The organism is Chitinimonas arctica (genome assembly GCF_007431345.1).
Taxonomy (GTDB): Bacteria; Pseudomonadota; Gammaproteobacteria; order Burkholderiales; family Chitinimonadaceae; genus Chitinimonas; species Chitinimonas arctica.
Genome location: NZ_CP041730.1, coordinates 2,769,147 through 2,784,937, shown reverse-complemented (window position 1 = coordinate 2,784,937; position 15,791 = coordinate 2,769,147). Strand labels below are relative to the sequence as shown.

General features: G+C 61.1%; 13 protein-coding genes. 4 read left to right on the top strand and 9 right to left on the bottom strand.

All coding sequences use genetic code 11. The annotated features are described in order from the left end of the window. The first annotated feature begins 40 nt into the window (after window positions 1-40). From FNU76_RS12575 to FNU76_RS12565, 3 genes are read left to right on the top strand one after another with little or no spacing between them, the layout of a single operon-like run. A complete protein-coding gene (locus FNU76_RS12575) occupies window positions 41-1,228 on the top strand; it encodes a toxic anion resistance protein (protein ID WP_144278522.1) in 1,188 nt (395 codons plus the stop codon). Between the two features lie 43 nt (window positions 1,229-1,271). Further along, entirely contained in the window at window positions 1,272-2,810 is a 1,539-nt protein-coding gene (locus FNU76_RS12570; protein WP_144278521.1) for a VWA domain-containing protein, read from the top strand. A gap of 16 nt (window positions 2,811-2,826) precedes the next feature. Then, window positions 2,827-3,438 (top strand): hypothetical protein, encoded by a 612-nt coding sequence (locus tag FNU76_RS12565; protein WP_144278520.1) that lies wholly within the window; start codon window positions 2,827-2,829, stop codon window positions 3,436-3,438. Between the two features lie 25 nt (window positions 3,439-3,463). Here FNU76_RS12565 and ntrC read toward each other — a convergent pair whose 3' ends face one another. The 5 genes from ntrC to FNU76_RS12540 form a co-directional block, all read right to left on the bottom strand. Then, the gene (gene ntrC / locus FNU76_RS12560) at window positions 3,464-4,867 is read right to left on the bottom strand and encodes a nitrogen regulation protein NR(I) (protein WP_144278519.1); all 1,404 of its coding nucleotides are present in this window, start codon (window positions 4,865-4,867) and stop codon (window positions 3,464-3,466) included. 13 nt (window positions 4,868-4,880) lie between these two features. Next, window positions 4,881-5,945: a nitrogen regulation protein NR(II) gene (glnL, locus tag FNU76_RS12555; RefSeq protein WP_144278518.1), complete on the bottom strand. Its 1,065-nt coding sequence runs from the start codon at window positions 5,943-5,945 to the stop codon at window positions 4,881-4,883. A 422-nt stretch (window positions 5,946-6,367) separates the two neighbouring features. Then, on the bottom strand, window positions 6,368-6,673 hold the full coding sequence (locus FNU76_RS12550) for a hypothetical protein (RefSeq protein WP_144278517.1): 306 nt from the start codon (window positions 6,671-6,673) through the stop codon (window positions 6,368-6,370). Between the two features lie 1,291 nt (window positions 6,674-7,964). After that, window positions 7,965-8,396: a DUF4124 domain-containing protein gene (locus FNU76_RS12545; protein WP_144278516.1), complete on the bottom strand. Its 432-nt coding sequence runs from the start codon at window positions 8,394-8,396 to the stop codon at window positions 7,965-7,967. A gap of 142 nt (window positions 8,397-8,538) precedes the next feature. Beyond that, on the bottom strand, window positions 8,539-9,321 hold the full coding sequence (locus tag FNU76_RS12540; RefSeq protein ID WP_144278515.1) for a tRNA threonylcarbamoyladenosine dehydratase: 783 nt from the start codon (window positions 9,319-9,321) through the stop codon (window positions 8,539-8,541). A gap of 75 nt (window positions 9,322-9,396) precedes the next feature. Between FNU76_RS12540 and FNU76_RS12535 the strand changes: the two genes are divergently transcribed. Further along, window positions 9,397-10,143 (top strand): pseudouridine synthase, encoded by a 747-nt coding sequence (locus FNU76_RS12535; RefSeq protein WP_223879000.1) that lies wholly within the window; start codon window positions 9,397-9,399, stop codon window positions 10,141-10,143. Between the two features lie 61 nt (window positions 10,144-10,204). On the opposite strand, the gene plsB is transcribed toward FNU76_RS12535, so the two are convergent. The 4 genes from plsB to ahcY all read right to left on the bottom strand — a co-directional run bounded on the left by plsB (window position 10,205) and on the right by ahcY (window position 15,776). Further along, complete coding sequence (gene plsB, locus FNU76_RS12530; protein ID WP_144278514.1) at window positions 10,205-12,739, bottom strand: glycerol-3-phosphate 1-O-acyltransferase PlsB; 2,535 nt, start codon at window positions 12,737-12,739, stop codon at window positions 10,205-10,207. A gap of 115 nt (window positions 12,740-12,854) precedes the next feature. After that, complete coding sequence (metF, locus tag FNU76_RS12525; protein WP_144278513.1) at window positions 12,855-13,712, bottom strand: methylenetetrahydrofolate reductase [NAD(P)H]; 858 nt, start codon at window positions 13,710-13,712, stop codon at window positions 12,855-12,857. 66 nt (window positions 13,713-13,778) lie between these two features. Then, complete coding sequence (locus FNU76_RS12520; protein ID WP_144278512.1) at window positions 13,779-14,279, bottom strand: GNAT family N-acetyltransferase; 501 nt, start codon at window positions 14,277-14,279, stop codon at window positions 13,779-13,781. Window positions 14,280-14,366: 87 nt separating this feature from the next. After that, window positions 14,367-15,776, bottom strand: coding sequence for an adenosylhomocysteinase (gene ahcY / locus FNU76_RS12515; RefSeq protein ID WP_144280663.1), 1,410 nt, complete (start codon window positions 15,774-15,776; stop codon window positions 14,367-14,369). Between the last annotated feature and the right edge of the window lie 15 nt (window positions 15,777-15,791).

Genomic DNA, 15,791 nt, shown 5'->3' with positions numbered 1-15,791 from the left:
ACGATTTTCCAGTCCCTCTCCTTTTAAGAGCGCAGCGGCCATGACCACGCAGACCCAAACCACCCAGTCCGTCACGCCCATCAAGCTGGAACCGCCCGAACTGATCAGCCCGGTCGCACCCGAGCAGACCGCCGGTGCGGTCCCCCTGTCGCCGGAAGTCGAAGGGCGGGTGAAGGAACAGTTGGAAGACTTCGTGGGCAGGCTGCTGGCCGGCAATCCCAAGTCGGAGGAATTCCACCAGCAGATCGATAAGGCCTTTTCGGTGGGCCGCAAGGAAATCAGCGATGCCACCGCCCTATCGAACAAGTTTACCCAGCAGAACCTGGTCGGCATCGAGAACGACCCGGCGGCGAAATCCTTGCTTGAACTACGCAATCTGTTCGACGAGCTCAATCCCGCCCGCCAGGGCGAGCTATTCAGCGCCCGCAAGTTTCTCGGCATCCCCCTGCCGTTCGGCAACAAGCTGAGCAACTACCTGCGCAAATACCAGTCGGCCGGCGATCAGATCGACAAGCTGACCGAGCAATTGATCGAGGCCAAGGACGAGATCCAGTCCGATATCGCTTCGCTCAACGTCTCCATGCAGCAATTGTGGGGCGCCATGGAGAAGCTGGAAGCGGCCGCCTATTTCATACGCTCGCTCGATAGCCGCTTGGTCAGCGAGATCGCTCAGATCGCCGTCTCCGATCCGGAGCGGGCCAAGTCCCTCGAGCAGGAAGTGCTCTACTACACGCGCCAGAACCTGCAGGATATTCAAGCGACCCAGGCGCTCTCCATCAATGGCTATGCCGTGATGCGCGAGTTGAAGAAGACCGGCCGCGAGGTGATGAATGCCTGCGACCGCATGGCTACCCTGGGTCGGGCGGCCCTGACCGTGGCGGTGACCCTGGCCCGCGCCACCGACAAGCAGATGAAAGCGATGGAAATGGCCCAGGCCAGCAAGCAAACCATCGAGAATCTGATCGCGCAGACCGGTGTAGCGCTCAACAGCCATGTCGAAATGGTGACGCGCTTTTCGCAAGACCCGGCCGTGGGTATCCAGACCCTGCAGAATATGTTCGATCAGACCTTCAAGGCCATGGATGCGATGGACAGCTACCGCAGCCAGGCGCTGGGCACCATGGCGGAAAACAACAAAATGCTGCGCAGCCAGATCGAGAACGCCCAGGCGCGGCTGGGCCTGAAGGCCGAGCAACAGCAAGCGCCGGAAAAAGGCATCGCGCTGTAAACGCCGCTTTCATCGAACCTTGAGCGTAATCCGGAAAGCACCCATGCGTATCGTCCCCTTCCTCGCCCTGGGCTTGGCCCTCCTGCTTGGTGCCTGCGGCCGCGACCCAGCGGCCGAGCAGAACGATTTGCCGACCTTTCGCATCCTGGCGGGCTCGGAGCTGAAGGATATGGAGCCCTTGCTGAAGGAATTCGGCCAGGCCAACCAGGTCAATATCAAGCTGGAGTACAGCGGCACACTGGATGCGGTGGATACCCTGCAGGGCGGCACGAACCATGATGCAGCCTGGGTTTCGCACGGCAAATACCTGCAATTGGTGCCGGCCGTGAAACAGCAGATCGTCCAGTCGGAAAAGACCATGTACTCGCGCGTGGTGCTGGGTCTGAAGCCCGAGGCAGCCACGCGGCTGGGCTGGAGCTCGGGCCAGGTGGGCTGGCGCGAAGTGATCGCCGCCAGCGAGGCCGGCAAATTCCGGTTTGCCATGACCAATCCCACCGGCTCGAATACCGGCTTCGTCGCCCTGGTGGGCCTGGCCGCCGAACTGTCCGGCAAGGGTGACGCGCTACGGGTCGAGGATGTGCCCACCCGGAAGCTGACCGCCCTGTTCAAGGGGCAGAGCCTCAGCTCCGGCTCCAGCGGCGACCTGGCGGACCGCTGGCTGGCCAGCCCCGAGCTAGCCGACGGCATGGTCAACTATGAATCGGTGATACGCGGCATGGCGGCGCGCGGACTGCCGTTGACCGTCATCGTGCCGCGCGAGGGGGTGATCACCGCCGACTATCCGCTGATCCTGCTGAAAAAATCACAGCAGGCGCCGCTATACCAGAAGCTGGTGGCCTGGCTGCGCCAGCCCGATACGCAAAAGCGCATTGCCGAGCAGACCCGCCGCGCGCCGCTTGCCGGCTCGGACGACGACCAGGTGGTCAACGAACTGCCCTTCCCCGCCTCGCAAGCCGTGGTGGATGCCATTCTGCGCGGCTTTCTCGACGAGTACGCCAAACCGATCAGTACCTACCTGATCTACGACCACTCCGGCTCCATGCGCGGCGATCGCATCCAGGCCGCCCGCCAGGCGATTATCGCGCTGACCGGCAGCGACGGTACCGCCTCGGGTCGCTTCGCCACGCTGCGGGCACGCGAGAAATTGACCCTGGCGCCATTTTCTTCAGGACCGGACCCGCTGCAGGAATTCGTGCTGGGCGAGGATAGCAAGGCCAATGCGCAGCTACTGCAGCAAGTTGCCGCGGCGGTCGGGCAGATCGATGCCGATGGCGGCACCGCCATCTACGACACGCTAGCCGGCATTTATCCGCAAGCGCTGGCGGAAAAGAAGCAGGAACGCCGCAACGTCGCCATCATCCTGCTGACCGACGGCAAGAACACCGAAGGCAGGGATTTCGAAGATTTCGCCGGCCAGGTGCAAGTCAGCAGCAATACCCGCGTACCCATCTTTCCCATTATTTTCGGCGATGCGGATGCGGCGGAAATGCAGCAGCTTGCCAAGATGACGGGCGGCCAGACTTTCGATGCACGCACTACCCCCTTGGTCCAGGTGCTGAAGAAGATCCGGACCTACCAGTGAGCGGGGGAGCGCGCGCGTGAAGTATTTGCTGTCGAACGCCAATATCGGCGGTGCCTTGCTGGCGCTGGCGCTGCTGGTGGCTTATCTGCTGGGCCTGCTGGCCTTGCCCGGCTGGATGCTGGGGCTGGTGACGCTGGCCGCGTATGCCGCCGGCGCCTTGGGCGGCTACGCCCTGTCGCCGGGCGAATTGACCGGTCTACCGGCACAGCTGAGTAGTGACGAAGCGCTGATCTGGCTACGCGAAAATCGACTGGCCAAGCTGCCGCCGGACGCGCAAAAACCGCTGCAAACCATCCTGGACAAGGCGGCGGAACTGTTGCCGCGTATCAAGGCCCTGGAACAGGCCGGCGATGTCGATCCGGCCAGCCGCGTGCAACTCAAGCAGACCTTGCTGCGCCACCTGCCCCAAACGATCGAAACCTATTTGCGCCTGCCGCCGGTCTATGCCAGGGTGGCCACCACCGCCAATGGCAAGACCCCGCACCAACTGCTGCTGGAGCAACTACATTTGTTGGCCGATGGTATGGATGGCTTGCAAGCCGAGGTATTTTCCGGCGACTTGAACCAGTTGCTGGCACATAGCCAACTGCTGGAGCAGAAGTTCGGAAAAGACAGGCTGATGGGATAAGCAAACCGGAGCACGACGGTTTTACTCACTCCCCGCCGATCTCCCGCTCCAGGTTCAACTCCTGGATCTTGCGGGTCAGGGTATTGCGGCCCAGGCCCAATCGCTCGGCCGCCTCGATGCGCTTGCCCCCGGTTGCGGCCAGGGCCCGTAGGATCAGGGTCCGTTCGAACTGCTGGGTCAGTGCCTCGATAAAGCCGCGTTCGCCGTTGCGCAGCCGTCTATCGGCTTCCTGCGCCAGCAAGGTGGCCCAATCGCCGCGGCTGTCGCCCGCGCTGTCCTGCTCCTTCAATTCCGGCGGCAGGTCGGCTGGTCCAACGGTCTGGCCGGGCGCCATCACCGTGATCCAGTGGCAGAGATTCTCCAGCTGGCGGACATTGCCGGGAAACGCGAATCCCGCCAGCAAACGCATCGCGTCTTCGCTCAGCCGTTTGACCTCGCTGCCCAGTTCGCGTGCCGATCGGGCAAGAAAATGCCGTGCCAGCAAGGGAATATCCTCGCGCCGCTCCTGCAAGGCAGGCAAGCGTAAGCGGATTACATTCAGCCGGTGAAACAGGTCTTCGCGAAACAGGTTCGCCTTGACCCGCGCTTCCAATGCCTGGTGGGTCGCGGCAATCACCCGGACATTGGCCTTGATGGGCGCGTGTCCCCCCACCCGGTAGAAAAATCCGTCCGACAGCACCCGCAATAGCCGGGTTTGCAGCTCGGGCGGCATATCGCCGATTTCATCGAGAAACAGCGTGCCGCCCTCGGCCTGCTCAAAGCGGCCGGTGCGTTGACTCTGTGCGCCGGTGAACGAGCCCCGCTCATGCCCGAACAACTCGGATTCGAGCAAATCCTTGGGAATGGCGGCGGTATTGATGGCCACGAAAGGCTTGTCGGCACGGGGGCTATGGCGGTGCAGCGCCCGGGCGACCAATTCCTTGCCGGACCCCGATTCACCGGTAATCAACACCGTGGCGGCACTCTGGCTAAGCCGGCCGATGGCGCGGAACACCTCTTGCATGGCCGGTGCCTGGCCGAGGATTTCCGGTGCGGCCTCTTGCGGCGCTTCCACCACCTCCTGCTTCAGGCTCTCCTCCATGGCGCGCCTGATCAGGTCGACAGCGTGATCCACGTCGAATGGCTTGGGCAGGTACTCGAAGGCCCCGCCCTGGAATGCCGCCACCGCGCTTTCCAGGTCGGAATGCGCGGTCATGATGATGACCGGCAGGCGCGGATAGCGCGTCTTCAGCAAGGCCAGCAGGTCCAGCCCCGATTCGCCCGGCATGCGGATATCGCTCACCACGACGATGGGCGTTTCGCGCTTCAGCGCCTCGACCGCCTCGGCGGCGGAAGCAAAGGCTCGGAAATTTATGTCCTCGCGGCCCAATGCCTTTTCGAATACCCAGCGGATGGAACGGTCGTCATCAATGATCCAGACAGGTTTCATGGTCGCTTGTCGTTTATTTGCCGCCGTCCAGCGGCGTCCAGCCATTGAGCGGCAGCGTGATGGTGAAGCTGGTCCGGCCAGCCTGGCTGATGAAATCTATCGTGCCGTTGTGCTGCTGGACAAAGGTATGCGCCAGATGCAGGCCGATGCCGGTACCGCCAGGGCGGGCCGAGACCAGGGGATAGAACACCGTATCGCGGATATGGTCGGGGATGCCGGGACCGTTATCGGTGATTTCCAGCATCAAGCCCAGCGGAAAGCGCCGGCGATTGAGCGTGACCTGCCGGGCCACCCTGGTCTTCAGCACGATCTGCCCGGCGCCATGCATGGCCTGAGCCGCATTGCGGACGATATTCAGTACCGCCTGGATCAGTTGCTCCTTGTCGCCGTACAGGTCCGGCGCGCTGGTGTCGTAGTCGCGCCGGACCGCCAGGCCATTGGGATACTCGGCCAGCAGGACGCTGCGCACCCGTTCCAGCACTTCATGGATATTCAGCTCGCCCAGCTGCGGCAGGCTATGCGGCGTCAGCAGGCGGTCCAGCAGGCTTTGCAGCCTGTCCGCCTCATCGACGATCACCTGGGTGTATTCCTTCAGTGCCGGGTCCGGCAGCTCTTTTTTCAGCAATTGCGCCGCACCGCGTATGCCGCCCAGCGGGTTCTTGATCTCGTGCGCCAGATTGCGGATCAGTTGGCGGTTGGCCTGCTGCTGAGCAGCCAACCGCTCTTCGTTGGCGATCTTGCGTTGCTGGTCGGTCTGGCGGAATTCCAGCACGGTCAATGCCGGCGCCTCGATTTCCCTGACCGTGAAACCGACATGGATGGTATTGCCCAGACGCAGTGCCAACGCTACATCGTGCTCGGTCACGCTGGCGTTCTGCTTCTCGGCAGCCGCCAGGGCCGCCAGGATTTCGGTCGGTTCGGAAAAGCACGCCGACAGCGGCCGCCCCACCGTCTCGCGCGCCGACAGCTCGAACAGCGCTTCCGCCGCGGTATTCAGATGCCGCACAGCCTGCCCGGTATCGAGCACGATGACCGCGGTTTCCAACAGATCTAGGCCGGCAAAGGCGGATAGAGACATGGCGGTCACAATGAAAGGTTCGAGGAACGGTGGCTGGCCTGGCTCAAATATGGCGCAACGCTGCTGGGCCTGGGCTAGCAAATGCCATAGCAAGGAGCGGGCCAGGATTGTGCAATCAAGTACTTGTGCCGGGGAAAGCCGGCTAGAGTAGAAAGCCAGCCTGCTTTTGGCGCATGAGCGCACCATAATAGTGCATAACGAAAGGGGCAGGAATCCGGCTATGGCAACGAGCGACGCATTGCCCGTTGCCTTGGGAGTAGTAGCGGGTCGCGCACCCGTCTTGGTCTATGGCGTGGGAGGAGAGAAAGGCAAAGAGCCAATGTGGTGTCGCGGGCCCTCGTAACAGCCATCAATCGCTTTAATTCGTTTTACTCAGCCTGCCAAAGCATGAGCCTCGGTACCAAGCAAAGTACCCTGATTGGTCATGCCGCCAGCTTTTGGCGAGCAAAGATCTCAGGATCAACCAACTTAGCCTTAACATCGGCGGGCACGTCGAAAAGTTGTTCGAAGAGCTCTGGACCAAGCAGTTGCAACGCCTGGCCGCAATACTTGATATGAACTGCATTTATCACTTCAGCCGTCACACTCTCCTGAAGCGCACACGCCCGCAAGGCTGCCTGATAATGGCTTCGTATCCGAAGCAGGCTCACGAGTTGGTTCTGATTGGTTGAGCCGAGAAATGCTCTAGCTTCACGCTCAAAACCGTCGGCTTCCGTTGTCGAGCCCATTATCGCTGCCCCTCCTGATGTCGCATGCCACACCGATCCAGCTGCACCCAGGGAGGCACAATGATCCCTGCGTCGCACCCACGCCCTACTATTGAACCCATATGTTCCGTAAGCGAACTCCGTCAAACCATACCCACGAACACCTTTCACCGTCAACGGGGATGTGACCGACGGACCAACCCTACCGTTGCTAGACCATAGAATTTGATTGGCAAGTTGGTGGCAAACCCCATGCAACCCATAGCTAAAAACTGTTCCTCGGGCTCGTGGATCCTGCCTAGAACTAGCATTAGGCAGACAAATGCAGCTTGCAATTGCGATCGAAGCATTGACCGACGCAAATTGCGTACCTTGTACTCGGTAGTCGCCCCAACATACCCAGTTGAAACGGCCAGCTTCTGCTACATCTTCCAAGGTAGGATACCGATGAAGGGCAACGTCATAGTTAGTTATCCAGACATGATCGGCAGGAGAACCTCCTATGAAAGCATCACAAGTCCAAACGAATAGTTTAATCATAGCCACCCCAGAATTTTTCTATTTTTATGAAACCAGGGCTTATTAATAATATGAAATCATCAGGCGCTTCTGATAAAGCGAATTTACTATCGGTTTTTTACATGCCATTGGCAGCATTCCAAGGGAATCCATCTTAGCACCTAGCGGCAGTAGCTAATTCTGGCCGAGTAGAGCGTCACTTCAGTCGCATCGGTGAATATCGTCACGCCGCTGCAATGAAGCAACACTGCATGAATGTCAACAAAAGCTATATTCCCCGTCGCACCTTTCGGGAGGAAAGGCCCACCCTGATGGCAACGGCGGCAATCAAATAGCAAGACACTTCAATTCTGAACTGCACAAATAAGTAGCCCCCCCAGTTTGAGCTTCACCCTAGCGGGCTAGGAGAGAGGCTTGGAGGGCTTTGTTACCTTAGCATTGGCAGCCATATCCTCAGGCCGCTTGGCGCCTAACGTTCAAGCGCATTTTATGTTGGAAATAGCCGCTGAAAGTCGGCATCCGTTGCGGCCTGAAATCCCTTCATCCGCAGGTGGGCGATTGCAGACTGCACGCGGGAATTAAGTTCAGCTTCGGACAAAGGCGCAAGCCCGAACTTTGGAAGGGCCATGGTGACCTGCTCTTCATGCGGGACATCCTGTTTCGCGGGTGGGTCCCCACGCTCCCCGAACGATAGGCTTGCCTCAGTCTCATTACTCTTGCTGGCCATCCTTGTCCCTCTTCGCAGGTGAACATTGCGGCAGATTAATCAAATCCTTCGTCACGGGGTTGCAACTCACTGCACCCGCGAAATTTCCTTCCGCAGCGTCTCGATATTCTTCTCATGCATCAGCGCATTGTCGCGCTGCTTGGCATCGGTCGGCGCGGCGGCCAGGCGCTTGCGCGATTCTTCCAGCAGCTTCTGTTCGTTGCCCAGCTCGTCGTTGAGGATCTGCAACTTGGTCTGGTCGCGGTTACGCTGGGTGGCGGTATCCACGCGGGGAAAGCTGGCGGGCGTCGGCTGGCTGGAGGACTTGCCGCCGCCGTGGCCACCGGAATAGACGCGCGTGCCCGGCACCGACAGCGGAATCGGCCCCATATCGAGCTTCTTCGCGCCCTTGCTGGGGATATTGGAATAGGTGATCCGGCCTTCCTCATCGACGTGCTTGTAGATATCGGCCGTGACCGGCAAGGCGAACAGGATCAACAGAAGGGAGGACGGCTTCATACGCGAGACTTTAGCTTTGCTTCGATGAACAAGGGATGATTTTAATGACGTTGGCTTAGCGCGGGAACTGCCCTGATCATAGCATGATGGTGGAAATGCGCCGGGCGTCGAGCGCCGGGCGTCGGTCAAGCGCCGCACCTCATCAGACCTGTTCCCGCTTGGCCAGATTAGCCAGCACCCGCCCCGCCGCCGCCATGCCGAAGCTGGCGGTGACCGTTACCGCCGAGCCGTAACCGGCGCAATTGAGGCCGCTCGCACCTGCCGAGCCTGTCTCGCACAGACTGTCGGGACGGGTAATCGGTTCCGTCGAATAGACCGCTTCGACACCGAATTTCTTCCCCTCACGGGCAAAGCCATGCTTGCGCCGCAGTTCCGCGCGGATCTTGGCCAATAGCGCATCACCGCTGGTCTGGGCAATATCGGCGAGGGTTACCCGGCTGGCATCGATACGGCCGCCGGCGCCGCCGGAGACCATCAGCGGAATCTTGTTCCGCTTGCAGTGCACCACCAATGCCACCTTGACCCGCATCTGGTCGATACAGTCGATAACGTAATCGAACCGCTTGGGCGCAATCAGGCTGGCCATGTTCTCGTCGGTCAGGAAATCGTCGATCTCCGTGACCTCCGCGCGCGGATTGATGGCAAGGATGCGTTCACGCATGGCCGCTACCTTGGCCTTGCCGAAATTGCCGTCCAGCGCCGGTAGCTGCCGATTGACGTTGGAGGGCGCGATATGGTCGAGATCGATCAGGGTGATCCGCCCCACCGCGCTGCGGGCGATGGCTTCGGCCGCCCAGGAACCGACGCCGCCTATGCCGATAATGCAGACATGGGCGGCTTCGAAACGGGCCAGCCCGGCCGCACCATAGAGCCGGGCGATGCCGCCGAAGCGGCGTTGATGATCAAGTTCGTCTGGTGTAGTCATGGACGCGATTTTAGCGCGGTCATCCCGTCCGGGGCGTAGCGAGTTAAAATGGCGTTTTCGTGCAGGAACGCCAAAATGAGCGACGCCCCCCAAGATACCCTACGCCTCTCCAAGCGCATGGCCGAACTCGGCCTGTGCTCGCGTCGCGAGGCCGACGAATATATCGAGCAAGGCTTGGTCAAGGTCGATGGCGTGGTGGTGGATGTGCTGGGTAGCCGGGTATCGCCCGACCAGCACATCGAGCTGGACCGCATGGCCACCATGACGCAAAACCTTCGGGTCACCATCCTGATGAACAAGCCGATCGGCTTTGTTTCGGGCCAGGCGGAAGGGGGTTACAAACCGGCGGCCAATCTGTTCACCGCCGAGAACCGCTATGCCGGCGACCGCTCCGGTATCGAGTTCACCCGCCGCCACCTGAACGGCCTGGCGCCCGCCGGCCGGCTGGATATCGACTCCACCGGCATGCTGGTGCTGACCCAGGATGGCCGCGTCGCCAAGACCCTGATCGGCGACGACAGCAAGATCGAAAAGGAATACCTGGTGCGGGTGGAAGGCATGCTGTCCAACGAGGGCATGGCCTTGCTGAACCACGGCCTGAGCCTGGATGGGCAGGCACTGAAACCGGCCAAGGTCAGCTGGCAAAACGAAGACCAGCTGCGCTTCGTACTGCGCGAGGGCAAGAAGCGCCAGATCCGCCGCATGTGCGAACTGGTCGGCCTCAAGGTGGTGGGCCTCAAGCGCATCCGCATCGGCCGCATCCCCCTCTCCGACCTGCCGCTGGGGCAGTGGCGCTACCTGCGGCCGGACGAGAAGTTCTAAACGCGTTTCCGTCGATTCGACGGAATGGTGGCACTAGGCCGGGGGCATTCGCCCCCTGGCGCTAGGCACTCCCTTTGCTGGCCAGGCGGGCCAGCGCCTGCTCCACCGTGGCCCGGTCCAGCCGGGTCAGGTGCAGCACGCTTTGCCGCACATCCGGCGGCAATACATAGCGCGATTCCGATGCGGCGGCCCGCAAGGGGCCATTGAAGGCCAGCTTGCCGGCCTCGTCCTCCACCGCCAGGCCCGCTTGTTTAAGCGTGCCGATAAAGGTACGGAAAATCGCCCTGTCGAAGAATTCCGGCGCATTGAATTCCCGCAACAGGCTCAAGCGCTGGGCCAGCAGATGGCAGAGCGCCTCCAGCTCGTCCGCGCCGACCACGCCGCTGCCTTGCTGGGTCAATACCGACAGCGAAATGAAATAGCGCACCAGGGTAGGTCTGACCGCCTGGCCCAGCAGCGCCAGCTGGGCGTACTCGTCGCTATTCATATTCGGGGCGTTATAAATGCCTTCACGCCCAGCACTGGCCCCTAGCCAACCCATCTCGACCAAGGCCGCCAGATAGGCATCCAGCGCCTCATCCAATTCCTCCGGCTGCCAGCGCAGAAACAATTCGGCGCGCAGGAAGGGATAGACGGTCCGGGTCAGCCCGCTCAACTGCTCGCGGCTCAGGCTGGCATTGCGCGAGAACAGGCAGGCGATCAGCGCCGGCAAGGCCACGCAATGCAGCACGTTATTGCGCATATAGCTGCACAGCACCGCATCGTCGGGATAGAAGTGCAACACGTCGCCAAGGGCATGCGGATGACGCTGCACCAATTTGAGGCGCTCGCAATGTTCGATGATGGCGCGGCCATCCATCGCCGTCAGCTGGGCACGGTCGGCATAAGGCACAGCCGTCAATAATTTGCGGTAACCATCCAGCTGCGCGCTCAACTGCTCCTCGTCCATGGCATGGCGCGGCGTGGCCAGCAAGGCCAGGCTGATCAGGTTGACCGGATTGGCCACCGCCGCGCTATTGATACCGTCGGCGATATGCTGGCCCAGGCGACGGATGGATTGGGTGAACCAGGCCGGTCGGCTTTCTTCCAATGGCGGCTCGCCGCGCCAATCCGGATGCGCCTCGGCCAGCACATCGGCAAGCTTGATCGGTTCGCCGAAATTGACGTGCACCTTGCCGAAATTCTTCTTCATCTCGCGCAAGCTGAGAATCAGGTTGAACAACGATTCCTTCTGCTTGGGCTTACCCATCAGCTCGCCGACATAGCTGCGGCCTTCGAACAATTTCTCGTAGCCGACGTAGACCGGCAGGAACACGATGGGACGGCTGGAATCGCGTAGATAACTCTGTACGGTCATGGCCAGCATGCCGGGGCGCGGCTGCAATAATCGACCGGTCCGGCTGCGGCCGCCTTCGACGAAATACTCGATGGGATTGCCACGCGCAATCACCATATGCAGGTATTCGTTGAAGACCGCGCCGTAGAGTGGATTACCCTTGAAGGAACGACGCAGGAAGAATGCGCCGCCGCGCCGCAGGATACCGCCCACCACCGGCAGGTTCAGGTTCGCACCGGCCGCGATATGCGGAATCATCAGGCCGTGTTGGAACACGATATAGCTGAGCAACAGATAATCGATATGGCTGCGGTGGCAGGGCACGTAGACGATTTCGTGATCCTGCGCAACGCCGGTGACGGTATCGAAGTTGCCGACCTCCACGCCGTCGTACAGACGCGTCCACACCCAGGTCAGGAAGCGGTGCAGTACCCGCACCACCGGATAACTGTAGTCGGCGGCGATTTCCCAGGCGTAGTGCCGGGCCTTTTCCTGTGCCTTGAGCAAGGCGCTGGCGCTGGCGCCGCCTCCCTGCTCCGCCGCCAAGGCCTCGATGGCGGCCTTGACCGACTCGGTTTCGAGTATGCCCTCGACCTGGGTGCGTCGATGCGACAGATCGGGGCCGATGGCCATTTCGCGCTGCTGTCTGAAATGCACGCGGCAGACGCGCGCCACCTTGCGCAAGGCGCGTTCTTCGTCTTCCGCGTCCGCAGTCAGTTCACGCAAGGACAGCGGCTGGCCGAAGCGCACCAGGGTCTGGCGACCATGCAGCATGATGGTGAACAGCTGCCGCAAGGAGCCGCGCGGCGCCCAACTCTCGGAAAACAGCAGTTTCCAGATCGAGCTTTCCTTATCCGGCGTGCGCCCCCACAGGATATTCACCGGCACCAGCTGCACATCGAATTCGGGTCGGCTGCGCACCGCCTGGGTCAGGCGGACCAGGCGCGGCGAATAGCCGCTCGCGCTGCTGCGGCCGAACCAGGCTTCGCGCCGGCTGGTAAAGAAAAAGGCACGATCTTCCCGCACGCCTTCGGCAGACAGGCCGTCCAGCGGCGAAGGCAGGCCGGCGGCGCACACTTCCTTCTCCAGCACCAGGATGTTGCTGAGAAAGCGTCGCTGCAGCACGTAGCAGACCGGTTTGGTCGGATCCAGGCCGAGCGCCTGCGGGCCTTCGGAGAGGACATGGGTACGCACCAGGCTGAACAGCAGCTTGCGCGCGAGCAATAAAAAAGGCCTATCAAGGCCGAGATACTTGAGCATGAATCCAGACTGGCAGGGATAAGCGCGCGATTATAAACGCCAACCGGCCAAGCGCATGCTTGGATCGGACTGGCGGTAGCATAAAAAAGCGAGTTTACCCCTTGCGAGAGCGTCCCTACAGTCCCAGCCGCTGCCAGATCGTCGATACATTGCCTGCCGCATTCAGGGTGTAGAAATGCAGGCCGGGCGCGCCGCCGTCCAGCAATTTGCGGCACAGGTCGGTGATCACATCCAGGCCCAAGGCCTTGATCGACGCGCTGTCGTCGCCGTAGCTTTGCAGCTTCAAGCGCAGCCAGCGTGGAATCTCGGCGCCGCAGCTGTCGGAAAAACGGGCCAACTGGGTGAAATTATTGATCGGCATGATGCCGGGCACGATGGGGATGTCGACGCCACGGGCACGCACCTCATCGACGAAGGCGAAGTAGGCGTCCGGATTGAAGAAGTACTGCGTCATGGCCGAATCGGCGCCGGCCTTGGCCTTGCGCACGAAATTGTTCAGGTCGTCCTGGGCATTGCGTGCCTGCGGATGGTATTCCGGATAGGCCGCCACTTCGATATGAAACCAATCGCCATGCTCGGCACGGATAAATTCGACCAATTCATTGGCATAGCGGAACTCGCCGAACTCGACCATGCCGCTGGGAATATCGCCGCGCAGTGCGACGATGCGATCGATGCCATGCGACTTATAGGTATTGAGCAGACCCGCCACATTGCTACGGGTCGCGCCGATGCAGGATAGATGGGGCGCGGCCTCGAAACCCTCTGACTGGATTTCCAGCACGGTGGCCAGGGTTCCCTCCTGGGTGGTGCCGCCGGCGCCGAAGGTGACCGAAAAGAACGACGGATGAAGCTGGGCCAGTTGGCGGCGGGTGTTGCGCAGCTTGGCTATCCCCTCCTCGGTCTTGGGCGGGAAAAATTCGAAACTGAAGGTCTGGCTCACGGCGGACTCGGCTGGCTCATAGGTATACATGAATGCTAGCAGGGTAATTTGCGCCAGCTAATGAAAAATATGCATATTGAGGTGCGCAAGTACGATCTAGCGCTCTGCCCAATAAACAAAGTCCCCCCCGGCAGCGCGTTCAACGTCCTCCCGCATCCCCAGCTTCCTCGCCAGTGCCCGCGAGGCCGTATTGGCCGGTGCGATCTGCGCCATGACCCGCTCCGCCCGTACCACCTGGAAGGCGTGGTCCAGGGCAGCTTGCGCAGCCTCGCTGGCGTAACCCTTGCCCCAGTGCCGGCGTTCGACCAGCCAGCCTATCTCCAGCGCCGGATTATCGGCCGGATACATCAGCCCGGCCTGGCCGACTATCTCGCCGCTGGCCTTCTCCCGCACCGACCAGAAACCATATCCGCGCAACTGCCAGTGCCCGACATGCGTCGCGATCTTCAGCCAGCTGCCGCTACGGTCGAACGTCTGGCCGCCACGGATGTGCTGCATCGATTCCGCATCGCCATACATGGCCGCATAGCCGTCCAGATGGCTTTCATCGGGTCCGATCAACTGCAGGCGGGGGGTATCCAGTGTAGGTATGCGCATGGGTATCCTGATGCAAATGAAAAAAAGCCCTTATGCCGGCTGTCTGTAACCGGCATAAGGGCCGGGGTGGTCAGCCCCGGGCGACGCTTAGTAGCGGTAGTGGTCCGGCTTGTAGGGACCGGACTTCGATACCCCGATATAGGCGGCTTGCGCTTCGGTCAGCTCGGTCAGCTGCACATTCAGCTTCTTCAGCTGCAGGCGGGCGACCTTCTCATCCAGATGCTTGGGCAGCGTGTACACGCCCACCGGGTAGTCGGCGGTACGGGTATACAGCTCGATCTGCGCAATGGTCTGGTTGGCAAAGCTGGACGACATCACATAGCTGGGGTGGCCGGTACCGCAACCCAGGTTGACCAGGCGGCCCTTGGCCAGCAGGATGATGCGCTTGCCGTCGGGAAAGATAACATGATCGACCTGCGGCTTGATCTCTTCCCACTGGTACTTTTCCAGCGACGCGACTTCGATCTCGTTATCGAAGTGCCCGATATTGCAGACGATGGCCTGGTCCTTCATCTTCGCCATATGCGCATGGGTGATGATCTGGTAGTTGCCGGTAGCCGTCACGAAGATATCGGCCTTGTCCGCGGCGTAGTCCATGGTGACCACGCGGTAGCCTTCCATGGCGGCCTGCAGCGCGCAGATCGGGTCGACTTCGGTTACCCACACCTGGGCCGACAGTGCCCGCAAGGCTTGGGCGGAACCCTTGCCCACGTCGCCATAGCCCGCCACCACGGCCACCTTGCCGGCGATCATCACATCGGTGGCGCGCTTGATACCGTCCACCAGCGATTCGCGGCAACCATAGAGATTATCGAACTTGGACTTGGTTACCGAGTCATTGACATTGATGGCCGGGAAACGCAATTCGCCACGCTGATGCATCTGGTACAGGCGATGCACGCCGGTGGTGGTTTCTTCGGTCACGCCCATGATCTTTTCCAGCCGCACCGAATACCAGCGCGGATCAACGGCCAGCTTGGCGCGGATGGAGGCGAACAGGACGGTCTCCTCCTCGCTGCCCGGCTTTTCCAGCACGCCGAGATCCTGCTCGGCGCGGGCGCCCAGGTGCAGCAGCACGGTGGCATCGCCGCCATCGTCCAGGATCATGTTGGAATAGCCGCCGTCGGCCCATTCGAAAATACGATGGGTGTATTCCCAGTAGTCGGCCAACGACTCGCCCTTGACGGCGAATACCGGCGTATCGGTGGCGGCAATGGCGGCCGCGGCGTGATCCTGGGTCGAGAAGATATTGCACGAAGCCCAGCGCACCTTCGCACCCAGCGCCTGCAGCGTTTCGATCAGCACGGCGGTCTGGATGGTCATATGCAGCGAGCCGGTGATGCGCGCGCCCTTGAGCGGCTGGCTGGCGGCGAATTCCTCGCGGATCGCCATCAGGCCCGGCATTTCGGTCTCGGCGATGCGGATTTCCTTGCGGCCCCAAGCGGCCAGCGAGAGATCGGCGATTACATAGTCTTTGAAGTCAGCCACGGTGTTCATCCCTTGAACATTGTG

Bases quoted from the DNA above. Each gene is read 5' to 3' on its own strand.
- FNU76_RS12575 (WP_144278522.1), top strand. From the start codon at position 41: ATGACCACGCAGACCCAAACCACCCAGTCCGTCACGCCCATCAAGCTG.
- FNU76_RS12570 (WP_144278521.1), top strand. From the start codon at position 1,272: ATGCGTATCGTCCCCTTCCTCGCCCTGGGCTTGGCCCTCCTGCTTGGT.
- ntrC (WP_144278519.1), bottom strand. From the start codon at position 4,867: ATGAAACCTGTCTGGATCATTGATGACGACCGTTCCATCCGCTGGGTA.
- glnL (WP_144278518.1), bottom strand. From the start codon at position 5,945: ATGTCTCTATCCGCCTTTGCCGGCCTAGATCTGTTGGAAACCGCGGTC.
- FNU76_RS12550 (WP_144278517.1), bottom strand. From the start codon at position 6,673: ATGGGCTCGACAACGGAAGCCGACGGTTTTGAGCGTGAAGCTAGAGCA.
- FNU76_RS12545 (WP_144278516.1), bottom strand. From the start codon at position 8,396: ATGAAGCCGTCCTCCCTTCTGTTGATCCTGTTCGCCTTGCCGGTCACG.
- FNU76_RS12540 (WP_144278515.1), bottom strand. From the start codon at position 9,321: ATGACTACACCAGACGAACTTGATCATCAACGCCGCTTCGGCGGCATC.
- FNU76_RS12535 (WP_223879000.1), top strand. From the start codon at position 9,397: ATGAGCGACGCCCCCCAAGATACCCTACGCCTCTCCAAGCGCATGGCC.
- plsB (WP_144278514.1), bottom strand. From the start codon at position 12,739: ATGCTCAAGTATCTCGGCCTTGATAGGCCTTTTTTATTGCTCGCGCGC.
- metF (WP_144278513.1), bottom strand. From the start codon at position 13,712: ATGTATACCTATGAGCCAGCCGAGTCCGCCGTGAGCCAGACCTTCAGT.
- FNU76_RS12520 (WP_144278512.1), bottom strand. From the start codon at position 14,279: ATGCGCATACCTACACTGGATACCCCCCGCCTGCAGTTGATCGGACCC.
- ahcY (WP_144280663.1), bottom strand. From the start codon at position 15,776: ATGAACACCGTGGCTGACTTCAAAGACTATGTAATCGCCGATCTCTCG.